Annotated in this window: 23 protein-coding genes; 3 read left to right on the top strand and 20 right to left on the bottom strand. The window is 48.3% G+C overall.

The features are described 5' to 3' along the window. Window positions 1–227 precede the first annotated feature (227 nt). The 3 genes from ENH71_RS04300 (at window position 228) to ENH71_RS04290 (ending at window position 3,050) form a co-directional block, all read left to right on the top strand. Window positions 228–1,814 carry a flavin monoamine oxidase family protein gene (locus ENH71_RS04300; RefSeq protein ID WP_294131941.1) on the top strand — a complete coding sequence of 529 codons (1,587 nt, stop codon included), beginning with the start codon at window positions 228–230 and terminating at the stop codon, window positions 1,812–1,814. A gap of 4 nt (window positions 1,815–1,818) precedes the next feature. Further along, window positions 1,819–2,475, top strand: coding sequence for a c-type cytochrome (locus tag ENH71_RS04295; protein WP_294131940.1), 657 nt, complete (start codon window positions 1,819–1,821; stop codon window positions 2,473–2,475). Between the two features lie 89 nt (window positions 2,476–2,564). After that, entirely contained in the window at window positions 2,565–3,050 is a 486-nt protein-coding gene (locus ENH71_RS04290) for a Rid family hydrolase (protein ID WP_294131939.1), read from the top strand. 221 nt (window positions 3,051–3,271) lie between these two features. On the opposite strand, the gene ENH71_RS04285 is transcribed toward ENH71_RS04290, so the two are convergent. The 20 genes from ENH71_RS04285 to ENH71_RS04190 form a co-directional block, all read right to left on the bottom strand. Beyond that, on the bottom strand, window positions 3,272–5,008 hold the full coding sequence (locus ENH71_RS04285) for a putative bifunctional diguanylate cyclase/phosphodiesterase (protein WP_294131938.1): 1,737 nt from the start codon (window positions 5,006–5,008) through the stop codon (window positions 3,272–3,274). A gap of 1,452 nt (window positions 5,009–6,460) precedes the next feature. After that, window positions 6,461–6,973: a P-loop nucleotide/nucleoside kinase family protein gene (locus ENH71_RS04280; protein WP_294131937.1), complete on the bottom strand. Its 513-nt coding sequence runs from the start codon at window positions 6,971–6,973 to the stop codon at window positions 6,461–6,463. Between the two features lie 98 nt (window positions 6,974–7,071). Further along, window positions 7,072–7,689, bottom strand: a complete 618-nt coding sequence (locus ENH71_RS04275) for a hypothetical protein (protein ID WP_294131936.1) — start codon at window positions 7,687–7,689, stop codon at window positions 7,072–7,074. Further along, window positions 7,679–8,185 carry a hypothetical protein gene (locus ENH71_RS04270; protein WP_294131935.1) on the bottom strand — a complete coding sequence of 169 codons (507 nt, stop codon included), beginning with the start codon at window positions 8,183–8,185 and terminating at the stop codon, window positions 7,679–7,681. Before ENH71_RS04270 ends, ENH71_RS04275 begins: the two co-directional genes overlap by 11 nt. A gap of 229 nt (window positions 8,186–8,414) precedes the next feature. After that, entirely contained in the window at window positions 8,415–9,065 is a 651-nt protein-coding gene (locus ENH71_RS04265) for a hypothetical protein (protein ID WP_294131934.1), read from the bottom strand. Between the two features lie 77 nt (window positions 9,066–9,142). Next, window positions 9,143–9,412, bottom strand: coding sequence for a type II toxin-antitoxin system BrnA family antitoxin (gene brnA / locus ENH71_RS04260; protein WP_294131932.1), 270 nt, complete (start codon window positions 9,410–9,412; stop codon window positions 9,143–9,145). Further along, the gene (locus ENH71_RS04255; protein WP_294131930.1) at window positions 9,402–9,665 is read right to left on the bottom strand and encodes a BrnT family toxin; all 264 of its coding nucleotides are present in this window, start codon (window positions 9,663–9,665) and stop codon (window positions 9,402–9,404) included. The genes brnA and ENH71_RS04255 overlap by 11 nt, the downstream gene beginning before the upstream one ends. 125 nt (window positions 9,666–9,790) lie before the next feature. Beyond that, complete coding sequence (locus tag ENH71_RS04250; protein WP_294131927.1) at window positions 9,791–10,258, bottom strand: GNAT family N-acetyltransferase; 468 nt, start codon at window positions 10,256–10,258, stop codon at window positions 9,791–9,793. A 125-nt stretch (window positions 10,259–10,383) separates the two neighbouring features. Beyond that, complete coding sequence (locus tag ENH71_RS04245; RefSeq protein WP_294131925.1) at window positions 10,384–10,827, bottom strand: GNAT family N-acetyltransferase; 444 nt, start codon at window positions 10,825–10,827, stop codon at window positions 10,384–10,386. A 124-nt stretch (window positions 10,828–10,951) separates the two neighbouring features. Continuing rightward, window positions 10,952–11,446, bottom strand: coding sequence for a P-loop nucleotide/nucleoside kinase family protein (locus ENH71_RS04240; protein WP_294131924.1), 495 nt, complete (start codon window positions 11,444–11,446; stop codon window positions 10,952–10,954). Window positions 11,447–11,565: 119 nt separating this feature from the next. Further along, window positions 11,566–11,913: a VOC family protein gene (locus tag ENH71_RS04235; protein WP_317622368.1), complete on the bottom strand. Its 348-nt coding sequence runs from the start codon at window positions 11,911–11,913 to the stop codon at window positions 11,566–11,568. Window positions 11,914–11,922: 9 nt separating this feature from the next. Next, window positions 11,923–12,225: an antibiotic biosynthesis monooxygenase family protein gene (locus ENH71_RS04230; protein ID WP_294131916.1), complete on the bottom strand. Its 303-nt coding sequence runs from the start codon at window positions 12,223–12,225 to the stop codon at window positions 11,923–11,925. Between the two features lie 97 nt (window positions 12,226–12,322). After that, window positions 12,323–13,138, bottom strand: coding sequence for a class I SAM-dependent methyltransferase (locus ENH71_RS04225; protein ID WP_294132056.1), 816 nt, complete (start codon window positions 13,136–13,138; stop codon window positions 12,323–12,325). A gap of 151 nt (window positions 13,139–13,289) precedes the next feature. Beyond that, window positions 13,290–13,709 carry a GNAT family acetyltransferase gene (locus tag ENH71_RS04220; RefSeq protein ID WP_294131913.1) on the bottom strand — a complete coding sequence of 140 codons (420 nt, stop codon included), beginning with the start codon at window positions 13,707–13,709 and terminating at the stop codon, window positions 13,290–13,292. Window positions 13,710–13,814: 105 nt separating this feature from the next. Then, window positions 13,815–14,138: a VOC family protein gene (locus tag ENH71_RS04215; protein ID WP_294131910.1), complete on the bottom strand. Its 324-nt coding sequence runs from the start codon at window positions 14,136–14,138 to the stop codon at window positions 13,815–13,817. Window positions 14,139–14,250: 112 nt separating this feature from the next. Continuing rightward, window positions 14,251–14,631 (bottom strand): type II toxin-antitoxin system VapC family toxin, encoded by a 381-nt coding sequence (locus ENH71_RS04210; protein WP_294131907.1) that lies wholly within the window; start codon window positions 14,629–14,631, stop codon window positions 14,251–14,253. Further along, window positions 14,628–14,834 (bottom strand): AbrB/MazE/SpoVT family DNA-binding domain-containing protein, encoded by a 207-nt coding sequence (locus tag ENH71_RS04205; protein ID WP_294131905.1) that lies wholly within the window; start codon window positions 14,832–14,834, stop codon window positions 14,628–14,630. Before ENH71_RS04205 ends, ENH71_RS04210 begins: the two co-directional genes overlap by 4 nt. A 131-nt stretch (window positions 14,835–14,965) precedes the next feature. Then, the gene (locus ENH71_RS04200; RefSeq protein ID WP_294131903.1) at window positions 14,966–15,442 is read right to left on the bottom strand and encodes a hypothetical protein; all 477 of its coding nucleotides are present in this window, start codon (window positions 15,440–15,442) and stop codon (window positions 14,966–14,968) included. A 96-nt stretch (window positions 15,443–15,538) separates the two neighbouring features. Then, a complete protein-coding gene (locus tag ENH71_RS04195) occupies window positions 15,539–15,751 on the bottom strand; it encodes a hypothetical protein (protein WP_294131901.1) in 213 nt (70 codons plus the stop codon). Between the two features lie 146 nt (window positions 15,752–15,897). Beyond that, window positions 15,898–16,311 (bottom strand): bifunctional diaminohydroxyphosphoribosylaminopyrimidine deaminase/5-amino-6-(5-phosphoribosylamino)uracil reductase RibD, encoded by a 414-nt coding sequence (locus ENH71_RS04190; protein WP_294131898.1) that lies wholly within the window; start codon window positions 16,309–16,311, stop codon window positions 15,898–15,900. Window positions 16,312–16,498: the final 187 nt, after the last annotated feature.

The following is a 16,498-nucleotide window of genomic DNA, read 5'->3' as shown; positions in this document are numbered from 1 at the left end:
CCGCGAATGAAGTTAGAACTGGCCCTGCCATTTAAGGCACCAAAATAAGTACGTACGCACCATACCGATTCATCTAATTCCGCCTTTAGCATAAATAATCTGTTATCGAAAAACCTAAAATGTAATCAAATACAAATGCATATGACTAATTTTCGGACTTCTGCCAATCAGGCCTGATTTTTGCCTCCTTCTTATCAAGCCACTACGCAGGTACCAGGAACATGTCCATGAAGTCTATGTATACCCGCCGTCAGATACTTGGCCTGATCGGCGCAATCAGCGGCACCGCTGCTACCCTGCGCGTCAGTACAGCGCTGGGGCTTACGCCTGATGCTACCGCCGTCACTGCGCCACAGATTCCGCCGCTGCCCCCCGGTCAACGGCGAACCGTGGCCGTGCTCGGCGCCGGCATCTCCGGCCTCACGGCTGCCTACGAACTGCGCCGCGCAGGTTACACTGTTGTCGTGCTGGAGGCGGCGCGCAAAGCCGGCGGACGCTGCATGACGGTGCGCTCCGGCGACCTTATCGACGAGATCGGCAATCCGCAGATCTGTGACTTTGACAACGAACCGCATCTCTACTTCAACGGCGGTCCCGCCCGTATCCCCGGCAGTCACAGAAACCTGATGCACTACTGTCGTGAGCTGGGTGTTGAGCTGGAAGTATTCATCAACGAGAACAAGGAAGCCTGGTTCCAGGATGACGCATTGCTGGGAGGCAGGCCGGTGCGCAACAAGGAATTCACCACGGATGCTCGCGGTTTCATGGCGGAGATCATGGCCAAGTCCTTCACCACAGCAGATCTCGACATGCCGCTGAGCGAATGGGAGGCTGGCCAGCTGAGAGAGACGATTCACGCATTCGGTGATCTGGACGGTGACGGCCGCTATCGAGGAAGCACACGCTCCGGATACGCAACCGGGGGATACCTGAAACATGGCACGCGTAAAGAGGTGATTGCGCTGAAGGAGCTTCTGCAGACTCCCTATATCCGCACTGCCCTGGCTGCCAATGAAGGCGAAACCGGTCCGATGCTGTTCCAACCGGTGGGTGGCATGGACATGATAATCAAAGGCTTCGAGCGGCAACTGCCCGGCGTGATCAAGTACAGCGCAGTGGTAACCGCCATCAACCTCACAGGATCAGGCGTCGATGTCGAGTATGAACACGATGGTGTACGCCAGATGGTACGCGCTGACTACTGCTTCAACTGCATCCCAACCCATCTGACCAGCGGCATCAACAACAATTTTTCCGACGAATACCGCCGTGCACTGGATTACCCCGTACGCGGACAGGCGTACAAGTCGGCGTTCCAGTCAAAAGAGCGATTCTGGGAAAAGGATGACACTTATGGCGGTATTACCTGGACCAACCAGCCTATCCGTCAGATCTGGTACCCGTCCCATGGTATTCATAAAAAAAAGGGGGTCATTCTGTCAGCTTATGACTTCGGCGGTGGCATGCACTTCACTCAATTGAGCCAGGAGCAGCGCATCGAGTCCGCCATCAGGCAGGGTGAAAAGGTCCACCCTGATTACCGCCAACAAGTAGAAAAAGGCATCACCATAGCCTGGCACCGGATGAACAACATGCTGGGCTGCGCAGCGCGCTGGCAGCGCTATGGCCTGGACATGACTCCGGACGAGCAAGGCATGTTCGACGGGCTGATCGAGCCGGCGGGCGGCAGACATTACATCATTGGCGACCAGGTCACCCTCCATGCCGGTTGGCAGGAAAGTGCCATTCTTTCAACCCACCGCGCTCTGGCCGACATGATGGCGCGCGAACAACAATCCACAGGAGTGAGCTGATACCGTGTTTATTAACAAATGCTTTACCCGACTCTTGTTGATTACTGCCTTCCTTGTTGCCGGAGCAAGCGCGCAGGCTCAGGTGTCGGCGCTAACCGATAGCCAGCGCAGCGATGCCGTTTATACCTGCACGACCTGCCACGGATCAGATGGGCGCGGCAACCCGGTGATACGGGCACCCGGGCTCGATGGCCGGGAAAGCTGGTACATTCGGCGTCAGCTCGAAAACTTCAGGGCTGGCGTGCGTGGCACACAGAAAAGTTACACGCCGGGACTGGAAATGCACGCTGCCGCGTCCGTTCTGGATGATGAGGCCATTGATCGCATCCTCAACGCCATCGAGGACTGGCGCCCGATTGCCAGGCATGAGGGAATAGATGGCGACACTGCCCGCGGGCAGCAGCTGTACAACAGTTGCGCCACTTGCCACGGCCTTGATGGCCAGGGAATTGAGGCAGTCGGCGCACCCTCGCTGGCGGGCAGAAGTGACTGGTATCTGATGAATCAGCTGCGCCTTTTTAAATCCGGATACCGGGGCACGCACCCCGACGACCCCGCTGGCGAGCAGATGCGGGCCATGATGCAGAATCTGGATGTCGACGGCACTTTGCAGGATGTGGTTGCATATATCCGCACAATGGACGTGACTGAAAGCGAATAATGTCAGGCTGGTGTACCTGGCCCGGTCTGCCAGTCAAAACACCAACCCGTTCAACTGACACGAATTGACAGAAGAAAAGAGGAAAACGCATGAAAGCATTGAGGATATTATCTCTGACTCCCCTGGCTCTGGTATTGGGCAGCATGCTCGCGACATCCGCTGCGGTGGTATCGGCGCAGGAGATCGAACGCAAAGGCGAAGCCCGGCATTTCTACACCACCATCCGCGTACCCGCCAACGCAGAGTTTCTGTACCTGAGCGGGTCTGGCGCTTCACCTCAGGAAGATGGTACGTGGGGAGACATGGAGCAGCAGACCATTGATACTTTCAACGGCTTCAAGGACAAGCTCGAAGCAGAGGGCTGGTCAATGTCTGACATTATCCAGGTGAGAGGTTTCGGTGTCGCCGATGAATTCGGCTTGCTGGATTTTGATGGCTTCAATCGCGCCTATCGCCAGTTCTTCGGCACCGAGGATAATGCACAGAAGCCGGTTCGCTCTTTCGTTGAGATTGAAGATCTGGTCGTGGATGGCTGGCTTGTTGAAATTGAGGTGCGGGCGGCTCGCGTGCCCTGACGGTGCGCGAAGTGCCGAATTCCGCCCCCTGCAGTGGCACGCCTTCTATCTACTTTGCAGGAAAATCCCGAAGAAGAATACTAGCGCCGTGTATTTACTATTAAAATACAGGAAGTTGGAGACCAGTCGGTGGGCATGACCAGGTAAGAACGGTTCTCGATTGAGTGTGGCACATATGCCTGGCTGATGGTTTTATACCCAGTGCTCAACTGCTTTGGCTTTTATGTGCCATTCAAGCGTTTCATGTATGAGTTGGCATCCCAATTTCTAACAAGATCAATGTAATCATTTATGGGAATTGGTCTTGATATTGAAAATCCTTGTCCATTATCACAGCCCAAACCAGACAGAGTCTTTGCAATTGCATCTGACTCGATACCCTCTGCGGTAACATTACACCCATTGGCTTTAGCCATAGCCAAGATACTTTTGATCAACACCAGACTCGAATCATCAGTATTGAGCTTACTTATAAAGCTCCCGTCAATTTTTACTTTATCTATCGGAAGCGAATGAAAATAACTCAAGGACGAATAACCTGTCCCAAAGTCATCCAATGATAAGCTCAGACCGAGCGCTTTACATCCATCGAGAACTTTTTCAATATGCTCAAAATTATTGATTGACGACACTTCGAGAATTTCAACCTCCAAGCCATCGGGTATAGCGTCACTATGTCTCAAAAGCTCACTTATATATTCGGGAAAGGCTGGGTTTTCAATTGTGCTGGGGATGACATTAAAACTCACTGTTAAGCTTCTATTTAGTTGATCGAAGCAACATTTGTCAGCTAGTACTTTTTTAATCACCCAACGATCGAGCTCCCATTCAAGAGAACTTCCACTTATCGCTTTTATCACCTCGGCAGGAGAAATCGAGCCTTCAGGCCTGAACCAACGAAGTAAAGCCTCAGCACCCTCCAAAGACCCATCCAGCAGCGACACTTTTGGTTGATAGTAGATCTCAAAAGCATCATTTTGTATTGCGTGCTGAATTTCTTTCAGCAAGTGATTCTTCGATACTATCGAATGATGCTTTTGTCTATCAAAATAACAGATTGCAGATTTACCTAACTGCTTGGCCTCATACATTGCGTGATCCGCATGGCGTATCAAACTCTCTGCATCTTCAGAATCATTAGGGTAAATAGCCACTCCAATAGAGGCCGTGACAAAAAAACTTCTAACTCTCGTTTCGTAGTTTCTTTCGATAGATTTTTTAATACGTCTCACAGTTCTATCTACATTACTCTCGTGCTCAACAGAGATCAAACCTACAAACTCATCTCCACCGATTCGGGCAAACGTATCTCCAGCGCGGGAAATTTTATCGAACTGCTTTGCAAGACCTTGAAGAACCTCATCACCCACGTCATGACCATGGGTGTCATTAATCAATTTAAAATTATCAAGATCGATAAACATGATTAAAAGTGTAGAGTTTTTCCGCTGGGCCAGGCGCAATGCCATCCGGATACGATCGGACAACAGGTTGCGATTGGGAAGTCTGGTCAGCGCATCATGAGTTGCCAGAAACTCAATTTCCTGCTGCCCATCAATTATTTCTGAAATATCCTGTGCAGTCCCAATAGATCTTTCCGGGTTTCCTTCGACGTCATAGTAAGTGATACCTCGCGCCTCAATCCACTTGTATGAATCACCGGTTATTACCCTGTAACGAATATTGTATTCTTCACCGGTTTTTACAGACTCTCTGTAACTTGTATCTACAAGTTCTTTGTCATCTTCGTAGATTAGACTGACAAAGGTTTCATAATTTGGCTCTACCGTATTTGGGTCCAATGCATAGATTGCGAAAATCTCTTCTGACCAATAGAGTGATTCCGCTTTATGATTTAGTTCCCAGAAGCCAACGCCTGACAGTCGCTGCGTTTCAATGCGACGGCGCTCCGATTCAATCAACTGCTCTGATAAGGTTCTAACCTGGTCGATAGCCATTTAATTCCTGAAAAAACTGATTGTTATGCGGATATCTGCTCATTTGCACCACCTGCCCAGAGCAATGTACGACATCCATGCTCCTTAATGAAAGCATCCTTACCGTCAATATATGCTCCCATATCGTTCGGGTTCTATTTCGCTAAGAGGATCATGTCTCTGCTCGGGCAAGCGCTTCATAATAGCCACACGCCTGTTTATTCAGCCTTTGGATTCCAGGACTTCCACATAAACCATACGCTGAGTAGCATGGTAAGTATGAGGACCAGCGCCACAGCTTCCGGTATGTAGGTAACATTGGCACTCTCGCTAGACACAGGCATATTTGACCGCCCAAGGTTACCCCAAAATCTTGCGGAACTATTGAAATTGTAGATAGTAAGGATAGTCAGGGTTTGTATTACCAAGTACAGGCTATTCGCTAACAGAAATTGAGCTTTACTCAGTCGGCCGGCGACAATATAGGCCGCAACCAGATAGGCACTTAGAAGCGTAATAAAGATTGATACATAGGCAACCGAAGTCGAGTAGCTACTCTGGCCGAGATCGAGCATTTCGTATGGTGTCATTGTTTATTCCACGTTTAGGTTTCCACAGATTAACAGGTGTCAAGGTAACTCGCTACGCTACCGCGCTATAGGTCATTTCGCGCTGAGACACCCACCAGAAAGGCCGCCACTTGAAGAACATATTCTCGGCGGGGACCAACCGCGCATCCAGCTCAGACAGAAAAGCACTCATAATTCGCATACAATCCCGTGCATTGTTGATTGAACAGGCATGGCACTCCCAGGCCGTGATATCGGGGTGTAAAATGTATCCCTGGAAGAGCTGGAAGTGAGAAAGATACGTTTCATGAAAAAGTACTCGCAGGGGCATAACGCCCTTGATAAAGCTCAGGTCTCGCCGCGCGACAAATGCGAATAAGATGGCCGGAGGCCACCCCCATCTGGTCATTTACCGATACTTGGCCGTAGTCATCGATCGTGAAACGGAGAACTCTCCCAAATCCAGGCCCCTCTGCATAAGGGAAACTGCTGCCGGAAATTTCTGAGCTTTCACTTCTTAGCGAATAGGTCCCCATACCTGGTCGGTGTTAGCGAGAGTAAAATATTGTACTGGAACTTTGAGCCTCAATTGGGCCAAAGGATACCCGACTGAATGGCAGAGAGATAATAAGTTCATCAAATTCTGTGCCAGAGAGATTCGACACTATCGCTCTTGGGGATATGAAGTAGTAACCAGGACCAATGGTTAGGGTAACGGCAGTCAAAGAAGCAATGAGTTTGTGCTTTATATTCAGCATTTTTTCGATTACCCAATACTACTCACTCTGGTGCGATGCCGATGCTACTAGACACATTACGCCCGCTTCAGCTGGGCCGAAGCCATGGCGCTTTTATGTTAGTGTTTGAGCGCAGCGAGCAACACAAAAACGCGTAGGTTTCGGGTTCAGTCTGCAAGCGCTTGTTGTGCATTTCCCACTACTACCGTTGTATTGAACCCTTCATCGGATGTCGGCACTACAAAATGCTTTGTCACTAGCTCAAACATCTCTTTAGTGTCGGTCGCTGCTCTCTGCGGATGCTCTGTTCGCCTTTTTTCGATCTGACTTATGCAAACATCGTTTGGCTGGTCGATGTAAATCAATTCATGGGGAGCTCGTACCTCAGAAAAAATGCTCCTAAACCACTCTCGTTGCGGAATCGTGTTTGCTGGAAAGTCCATAACCACATCAGTTCCTGAAATCAGTATCGATTGAACCAGCCTCTTCATTTGTAGTTTAAGCCGATCAGAGCACTGAATGTAATCGTCCAGAGACAGAATACTATTGGGGTAAAGTGAGGCTAACCACTCATCCTCGGAAATAAATACAGCATTTCGCTTCTGCGCAATTTCACGGGACTTCGTGGACTTCCCTGCACCCATCTTGCCGCAGAAAAATATCAATACTCCTTTACTCATTCCTTGCCTCTGATTGCATAACGCCCGTATTCACGCGCAATTTTGGTGGAGCAAGGCGGCGCCGAAATCGTCGCTGTGCAACCGATTGTTATGTGCGCTCACCTTACGCGCTCCATTAGCTCGCCAAGGTTTAGCTCGTATGTTCCATACCCACCGCCATCCCGAACGCGTCCTTGCACAGTATCGCCATTTATCAAGAGGGACGACTCTCCACACACCATTAGAGGTTGAAGAGATTCATCACTTGCCAAGATAAATAGGTGTTCGCTGCCGACTGGGTAGTCATCAAGCGTAATATATCGGAGACAGGACATCCCTGTATCTCCGTAGAACTCGAATGTGGAGTAGGGAAAGCTCCCCTTCAGAGTATCGGAAACCACAATTGTCATTGTTTTAAAGTAGCCTGAATTATTTGGTATCCTTTCGCCATGCTGAAGCACCTTGCCCCTTACTATGACTGGATGCTGTTCCGCAAAGACTTCAAATGCACCAGAAAAAATGCACGTGCACGCGAAGCTTGCACTCGCAAATAGCGTGGCCACTACCACTAGCCCCCCTTTCATTGATAACGAAAGTATTCTCACACTATATTCCCCATCTCGAAGCACATAACGCCCCTGATCTGGCGCGAAAGTATGTTGGCGTGCCTTTTGCGCTTTTTGAAAAAGGTATGGCGACATACTTTTGTCGCTCAGGATCGGTTTGTTATTGAGCATTTACACAATCATTCACTATCAGATTTCTGGATTTGGCCCACCCGTAAATAAAATCCTTCATTTCTTGAACTCTTGGAGCTGCGCCAACCTTTCCTGAGCGAATCCCTAATAGGCTGGTGTATGCTAATAGCCAATTCTCGAATCCCAAAGAATCATAATATGGGGTGTCGGGGTCTCCATATCCTGGATTAAGCCAGTGAATAAATAGGAAAAAACCTTGGCCTATGAAATACCTATAAGTTTCTCTCGCTTCCTCTTTGTACTGGACAGAGCACAGGACAATCCTTGGTTTCGCGCTGCCAATCAATTCACCAACATACTTATTTCGCTCCTCGGGAGATCCACTTACTAAGTACACTTCTACATATTCGCATTTGTTAAAGAATAATTTTCGAATCTTTGTCCCAGATTTCACGGTTTTCCCAAACATCGTGTTCCACGTAAATGATTTACCGGAGTTTCTATTTCCTAGCACTGAAATTAGCAAATTTTCCATGTTCCACCGTAAGTCGATATGCTCAATAACGCCTTGCTTACCGGCCCAGAGTAGTGAAGCCAGCTTGTGGTAAAAGTGAGCGAAGCGAACCACAAGCTGGCGCAGCGTAGCAGGGTCCGGTATAGCAAATTGTTAGCAGCTCTCTGAACGGAATTTGGGCTGATCCTTCAACAAGTAATATTTCCAGAGCATATTCAGGTATCTAAAATGTTGCTGCGTCGCCCGAATCCTATCGGTGAACTATCTGAATCGGTTCCCCTGATTTCGGGGCCAGCTCAATCTTTGCGCTATAGAGAACACTCCCGTACCTAATTATAGGTAACGCACCTATCCAGACAGCCATTTCTTCGGTTGATTCAGTTAGTCTGAGAGGCACGCCCTCGACCGCTAGATTCTTCGCATAAGAAAAGTTCATGGCAGCTGTCACCAATACCAACTGCCTCTGCTGCTCCGTAGTCATTCTGCTAACAGGGATAAGGCTTACAACCTCGTCCCCGTAGAATCTAAACGGGCTATCAAGCATCAACTTCATCTCTCGCCAGTAATTTTCCAGCCCATGAATTGGCTCCCCTGCCTCCTCCGCTCTATTTATGACATCTATGAGATCTATATACGCCTTTTCGTAGCTCTTATAGCCAGCTTCCTCAAGCGATGGAGCTCTAATGGTACTCAAGCGCGCCTCGGTGACTCTGTCGCGGAACTCCAGCTGCTCAGCAATTGGTTTTTCGCCAAGAAAATCATTTAGCCTCTGGTATGCTTCTCCAGATGGGTATTGTCTAAAAATTTCGGCCCAATACTCGGGTGGATCCTGGCCACTTGAAGATCCAACACAAGATACTTGAATTAACAGTAGAAACACTAATGCAAATCTTGCCACCACATCGGAATCCTTAACGATTGTGCCCTTAAAACAAGGTGTAATTACTTCAGTGGTACGACCTGCTTGCTAACGCTCCGCTAATGCGCGCCGCCCGCGGCGTCACCATTCAGCGGCTTGTTAGCAGCCTCAGCCTTCAAACGCTCAACCAACCAGACCTTGATGATCGACTGCCGGGTAACACCAACACGAGCCGCCTCACGATCCAGTGACTCTACTACCCATGACGGAAAGTCGACATTGATACGCTTCTGATCCTGGTTGGCACGACGCGCCGTGGATAGATCAAGATCATCAATGATGTCTTTTTTGCCTTGGTCGAATTTCTTATCAAAATCTTTAGCTTTCATACAGCTCTACCTCTGTTTTACGAGAACGCCTTACAGAAATGAGCCGAATTGTTCCGTCTCTGTAGGTGACGACGGCAGACCAGTGCCTGTGGCCTATACGGCCTATAACCAAAAACCGAGGTTCGTCATCGGATCTAACCCGAATCTCAAGCAGATCAGGGTCTTCCCACAACGCTTCGGCATCCAGAAAGTCGATTCCACGCTTCTCCAGATTAGCCTGACTTTTGTCGTCATCGTACTCGAAATCGCTCATGAGTATAAATTGTCCCTTTTTTACTCAATTGGCAAGAGAGGTGGATCTCGGTGGTTGCTAATGTTTGGCTAAGGGGCGGGCTTTAGCCCGTCCCAGTGAGCGAAGCGAACGGTTTAAACCACTTGTTAGCCGATAAGCTTGCACATGACGTGCGAGTGATCTTTAAAACCTAGCTTTTCATAAAACTTTTGTGCTGATTGGTTAAAGGCCATAACCTCTAGCCTGATTTGCTCCGCGCCTTGCGAGTCAGCCCACTTACCACAGGCCGACATAAGCTTTGTGCCAACGCCGGAAGCACGATGTTTTTCGTCAACGACTATCGTCCCTACACGACAAACCGGGCAGCTAACTAGAAACGGTATTGTCTCGTTTTTAGTGATTATTGCCGTTAGAAACCCTACAACTCTACCTTCTATTTCTGCTACCAAAAAAAGCCTTGATTTATCACTCAGAGTATTTTGTAAAAACTCTTTGTCAGCGGCGGAAGGCTTTGTAAATGCTTCTGGTGCATTTTCGAAATGAAAAGTACCTATTTGCTCGTTCAGCACCAATAATGCTTCTAAATCCGTTGCTTCCGCTTCTCTGGTTCTCATAGATCCCTTTGATCCCACTGCTTTCGGCTAACGCCCTTCATCAGCGGTGCAACCGCAGGTTGCATCCGGCGCCGAAGGCGCGAACTGCATGAGATTGTTAGAGCTTCCCCAAAATATCGATGTCCTCAATGGGTACTGGGCATCCGGATATAATTTATGTCCCATTCGGTTTCATCCTGGTACTTGAATCCATGGCTTTGACAGAAACTGTTTGAGTCACTGTCTCGAAGCGCTGTAACTGAAGTCGGCAGACCCAGCTGGTCTGCTGTGCTGAAGATGGTTTGAAGTACTTTCCCACCAATCCCACGTCCTTGATAGTCTGGTTCAATATACAAGTGGTCAAGTCTTAGGCCATCTTCCTCCGGCTTCACTACTACGAAACCGACCCTTAGCCCGCCAAAGTTTATGAATCTCGTGTATTCGGGATTAAACCCTGATTCGAATCTTTCTTTGGCACGATGCGGATCAAATCTCCCAACTCTCGTAAGACTGTCTCGCATAGCAGCTATCCGTATTCTCACAAGTTCATCCAAGTGCTCTGGGAAAGCGGCTTCGAACTCTAAAATCATAAACGATTCCATTCATCCATAATTGGACAACCTTTGCCTCTGGGCGCCGCGGGCTCTAACGCTTGACACACGTGCCGGTTTGGAGCCGCGAGCGGCGGAAAAGCGGTCACCGTGCTGCCACTTGTTATGCACTTACGACACGGCCATTTGCCAACTCTTGTTCGTCGGGGACTTCATATTTTGGCTCCATAAAGTTAAACATGAAATCAGTAACCTCAAAGGAATAGACGCTAGGGTCTTTCTCGACGTTTCTTTTTTCTACGCGCTTTTTGCGAACATCTGTTGGTGCACTCAAATAATGTACTTCGGAATCAACGTCGAGTTCCTTTGCTAGAGCAGAAAAATGACCGCGCTGTTCCTTAGTGGTGAAGCCTAAATCTAAAACCACATTGCCGTCCAATTTCAAAATTTGTTCACTAACCTGCCAGATTTGAACATAACATCGATTCACCCTCTCAATCATCCAAGCATAATCAAGGGAGGTCATATCTTTTGAAAATAGGTTCTGCATCCACGGATCGATAGAAAACCGAACTGCCCCAATGTTCTTCGACAAAGATAAGGAATATGTGGTTTTCCCGACACCTGTTGGACCAGTAACAATAATTAGTCTCGCCATAGTTTGTGATTCTCTATTGATGCATAACGCCCCGCAACAGCGGCGCGAACGAAGTGAGCGTCCGGGCGCGCAGCGCCGAACTGATTGCGATGGTTATGAGGCATTAGCCACATTCTCCTTTATTCTGACCATACCGCATATTCATTGCCGCTAGGATCTGCAAAATGGAACCGGCGGCCGCCTGGGAAGGCAAATATCGGCTTTATGATAATGCCGCCTGCATTTTCAACCCTTGCGAGTGAGGACTCCAGGTTTCCGCTATATAGAACCACAAGCGCGCTACCGGTATCGGTAGTAGCACGCAAGTTTGATCTATAGAAGCCGCCATCGAGTCCAGCGCCGGAAATCGCCGTATAATCAGGGCCGTAATCAATAAACTCCCAGCCGAATGCCTTAGCGAAGAAGTGCTTTGTTGCTTCGAGGTCGGTCGCCGGCAGTTCAATATAGTGGATTTTTTCGGTTGCCATCACAGTCCTTTAGGTTTGACCTTCACTAACCAGCGTGTAGTGCTCGACGGATGGGAAGGGATCATAAAAATGGTGTAGCAGCGCACGCCACTCCTGATACTGCTCCGAACCACGGAAGCCAACCGTGTGGTGTTCCAGGGTGTCCCAGTGAACCAAAAGGATGTAGCGGTTGGCGTCTTCCAGGCATCGCTGCAGTTGATGGGATCGATACCCCTCCATACTGGCAATGATCATTTTAGCCTCTTTGAATGCGGCCTCAAAATCAGTAGCCTGACCTGGCTTAACGTCTAGTATCGCTACCTCGAGTACCACTGAATTCTCCTATGCCTCATAACGCCTCAATAACCGGCGCAGTTTGCTGCGTCCGGCGCCAAAGGCGCGAAGTTGATTGATTGGTTAGGTGCATTTCTCATCGTTTGCGTGCTACAACGATAATGTGAGTGCCTGATTCCACTAGTCCGGGCGACGCGCAGGCCTCTATTTCCATTCCAATCAACTCCCTCCACTTCTCTGGATCTTGTCGGATATTCTCGAGAGTGTCGATATGTATAGACGACAGACTATTCGAAGCCGACATGCCAATTACCTCAAATCCAGTGGCTTCAAGTACACACCGGAGTTCCTCGGCTCTATACATGTGGAAATAGTGCCCTGTATATGGCTCGGTCTCAGGAGTGACGTCACCAGTCTTGATCAGTTCGGAGAAATCGCGTGAACTAATGTTATGGAAGAACCGATGTAAAGTACCCCAGAGAGACATGACACTGGCGATCACCAGACCGCCTGATCTTAGCACCCTGTGACACTCAAGAAGCGATCGCTCTGCCTGATCAAACACATAACTCAGGGGCCCACCATAGGCGACTATGGCATTAAAGCTGTCAGAAGAAAAAGACTTCAGGTTCGTTACGTCAGCCTTAACCCAATCGGTTACGGATTCGTAAAATCCGAGATTTTTCGCATTCTCCCGGTTTGCTGCCAATTGCACCATGGAGATGTCACTCACGAGAATGCGGCAGCCAAGCTCATGCAAGGTCTGTGTAAACCTCCCTGGACCAGCGCCCACCTCAAGAACATCCATACCAGGGTTGAGATAAGATTGGAGGTAATGGTTGTGTACTTGCAGCTTTACCTCTTCCTCAGGAGTCTTAACCATTCTGCGCCATTCGGGAGCAGCGTCCTTGCTATAGAACGCCTCAATTTCGTCGGCCTTGTACTTCGACATTTCCACGCTGTATCTTCCTTGCTCTAGACTACTTTGCACCTAACGCCGCGCTCACCAGCGCATTTTGCGGAGAGCGTTTTTGTGTAAAAATGGAGCGCAGCGGAATACACAAAAACGAGCGTAGAAAAATGTGTCTGGGTGCAGCGCCTTGTTAAGCATCTGGTATTAGCCTTTTGCCAATGCTAGCAACGTCGTCTGGACTGTAGCCAAGGTGACCATAAAACTTTAAAACCTTTACATTACTAGTACGCACTACGATATTTAATTTGGGGCAGCCAAGTTTGGTAAGTAATGACTCTATATAGACCATTAACTCTTGCCCATAACCTTTACTTTGACACTCAGGCTGAACCGCAAGATAAAATACTGAACCTCTATGACCATCATAACCAGCCATAGCCGAGGCAATAATTTTTTGATCTAAGGTGCCAACTAGAAATAACTCCGGCTGGAATTGTATTTTGCGATCGATATCTTTATCTGGGCTATTCCACGGGCGAGTGAGATCACAAGCTTCCCATAGCTCGATAACCGATTTCCTGTCATCTTCGTCAAATATTCGGATATTCATGTAGTTGCTTAACGCTCGAATAAACGGTGCAAAGTTGCGAAGCAGTTTTGCATCCGGCGAAGGGCGTAGCCCGTAGCGAATTTAAACCGCTTGTTAGAACAGCACTTACACGGGTTCATAGTTAGCTTCGGGCCATAATTCATTTATCTCGTCAGCTTGTTGCTGTGCACTGAAACGTTCCCAAACTATACCATTGGTATCTGTATCTTGACTAAATGCAGGAGCTTCTGAGTCCTCCCATCCCAAGTGACGTAATTCACCAGGCTTGCATTTGGAATCTTGACGGATGGAGACATTAAGTGATTCGGTCCTCCACAATGCATATTCATTTGGAACAAAGGAGCATGGCTTCATTCCTAATCGAGAGGTGTAATCCTTAATGGTTTCTTCAATTTTGTTAGTAGATATTGCGAGGTGTAATCTTTTCACTGGTCCTCCTTGTGCTTTCTAACGCCCCTGCTTAGGCGCCAAAGTATGTTGGCTTGGCTTTTGCGGATGCAAAAGGCATGACGACATGCTTTGGTCGCTCTGGAGCGGATTGTTATGTGTTGTTCTTGGAAATGTATCTGACATTCGACAAACCTTCGAAGTCACTATCCTGAGTCCATATCACAGCCGAGTACTTCTGAGCTGTAGCGAAAATAATACTATCGGCCAACGGTAGTTTGTGAATAATGCCGAATTTAGCTGCATCCATTGCCAGCTCTGAATCCAAAGGTATTACTTTCCCTTGTTTCATATGGGCGGTGACAATTAAAGCCGCCTCTTCCCCACGCTGTCGCAATACGTTCTTGAATACTTCTGTGATCGTGATGCTAGGAACAAGTAGCTCAGATAGTTTTTCAATTGGCTCAGAAAATATTGCAGAGTTCCTGTCGCTGGCGAAATACGACAACCAAGCCGATGAATCAACGACATTCATATCCGATCGTTTTCCCTGGTAACGGAAGTATCAATCCCTTTAAGAAAGCCTCTCATTTGCTTAATTGGCTTTAGAGGGATCACTTCAATTCGCCCTTGGTAGGACATTATCTGGACTTTTTGTCCTGACACAATACCCATAGACTCTCTAATTTCTTTAGGAATTACAATCTGATACTTCGGAGATACAGTTACTTCAGTCATGGCGGCACCTATCGATAACAACTAGGTATTACGATACCCCTATCGATGAGAGTGGTCAAGACACATAACGATCGCAACAGCGGCGCGGCTTGCCGCGTCCGGCGCCGTTAGGCGCGAACTGATTGCGCTTGTTATATTTTATTTTTGACAGTTTCCCACTCTGTTTTCAGAATTTTCTGAGCCTGCTCTACAGTCGCTTGATGCGCATACCAAAATTCTGAGGGCTCACCACTGCTATCTGACCCAAACATAGCAGCTTCCATTTCTCCAACTAGCCCCAGCAAAACTTGGTGATCTTCTTCATTTGGATTTATGTACAAGGTTAGTTCAGCTCTTAGCTGCCTTACTGCAATATGAAGATCTTCTTTTTTTGATTCATCTTCCTCCGTCCAATAGGCGGCATAAGAATGAGTAATCCTTGCCAAAATCTGTCTTAGTTCATTTATCCAGTTTTGTCTAATTGGAGAGATGATGTTTTTCTTTGCGATAGCAGATGTAACCAAATTTTGCTTGCTTGAGATGTGGATCGATATCAAAGGCCCGAATATTACAGCTAGAGCGGCAATAAATAGCGAGATGATAGGTATGTAATTATTTAATGTATCCACGGGTTAACTCGAAAAATATAACGCCGCGCACAACGGTGGCCGACGCAGGAGGCCATCCGGCGAAGGCCGAAGGCCGTAGCGGATTGGTGCGCCTTGTTATGCATTGCTCTTATGTGCCAAAAACAGCCCAATAAGAATACCAGCCATTAAACCGATACCCGATGACAAAGGCAAAACCAGAGCAAGTGAACCTGTAGATACCCCGGCAATTACTCCTGCAGCAGTGCCCAATAGCAACCCGAAGCAAACGCCAAAAGCAATGTACCTCGGCGACTTTTTTGCGCTACTAGTTTCATTGCGTTCGTTCATTCAAACCTCCATATTTCACACGTCGTATTGAGCCACTCTCGAGGTGCTGGTTCCGGCCCTATCACCTGGAGAAGGCATAACGCCATAGGTAACCGGCGCGTGCGCAGCACGAGTCCGGCGCTGTAGGCGCGAAGTTCACCGCATTGTTATGGAGCACGACCAAGGTAAGCCTCCAGTTCTTCGGAAATTTCCTTTCCCATGATACCAACGTGCACTCTAATCCCTGCAGCCCCGAGCTTGTCGATCCCTTTACCGTTGTTCCTAGGGTCGGGATCTATTATTCCGACGTATACTTCAGATATACCTGCATCTATCAGTGCTTGCGCACATGACGGTGTACGGCCGCTAAAAGAGCACGGTTCGAGCGTAACAAATGCGATAACGTTGCTCATCCCAACGCTCAACTGACTTATGGCCATCGCCTCTGCATGAGCCTTCCCTGGGCTATCGGTATGACCTCGTGCAACTAAAACGCCATCCTGGACGAGAACGCAGCCAACCGGTGGATTATCACCGGATTTTGCAACGGCTTTTCTTCCTTCCTCTATAGCGATTTTCATGTACCGGAGCGCTTCAGAGGATTGCACTATTGTTAGTCTCCATAACGCCCGTATTCACGCGCCAGCGCAGCTGGTCGCGTGGAATTGATGGTTATGAGTCTAAAGCCTGACAACAGCGCTGACCACCCAAGAAATACATAGCCCCAAAGCTCATGAGTATTGACGTCAGGTACCAGCCAGGCATATG

The organism is Pseudohongiella sp., assembly GCF_011050365.1.
Lineage (GTDB): Bacteria > Pseudomonadota > Gammaproteobacteria > Pseudomonadales > Pseudohongiellaceae > Pseudohongiella.
This window is presented reverse-complemented; position numbering and strand designations above follow the sequence as displayed.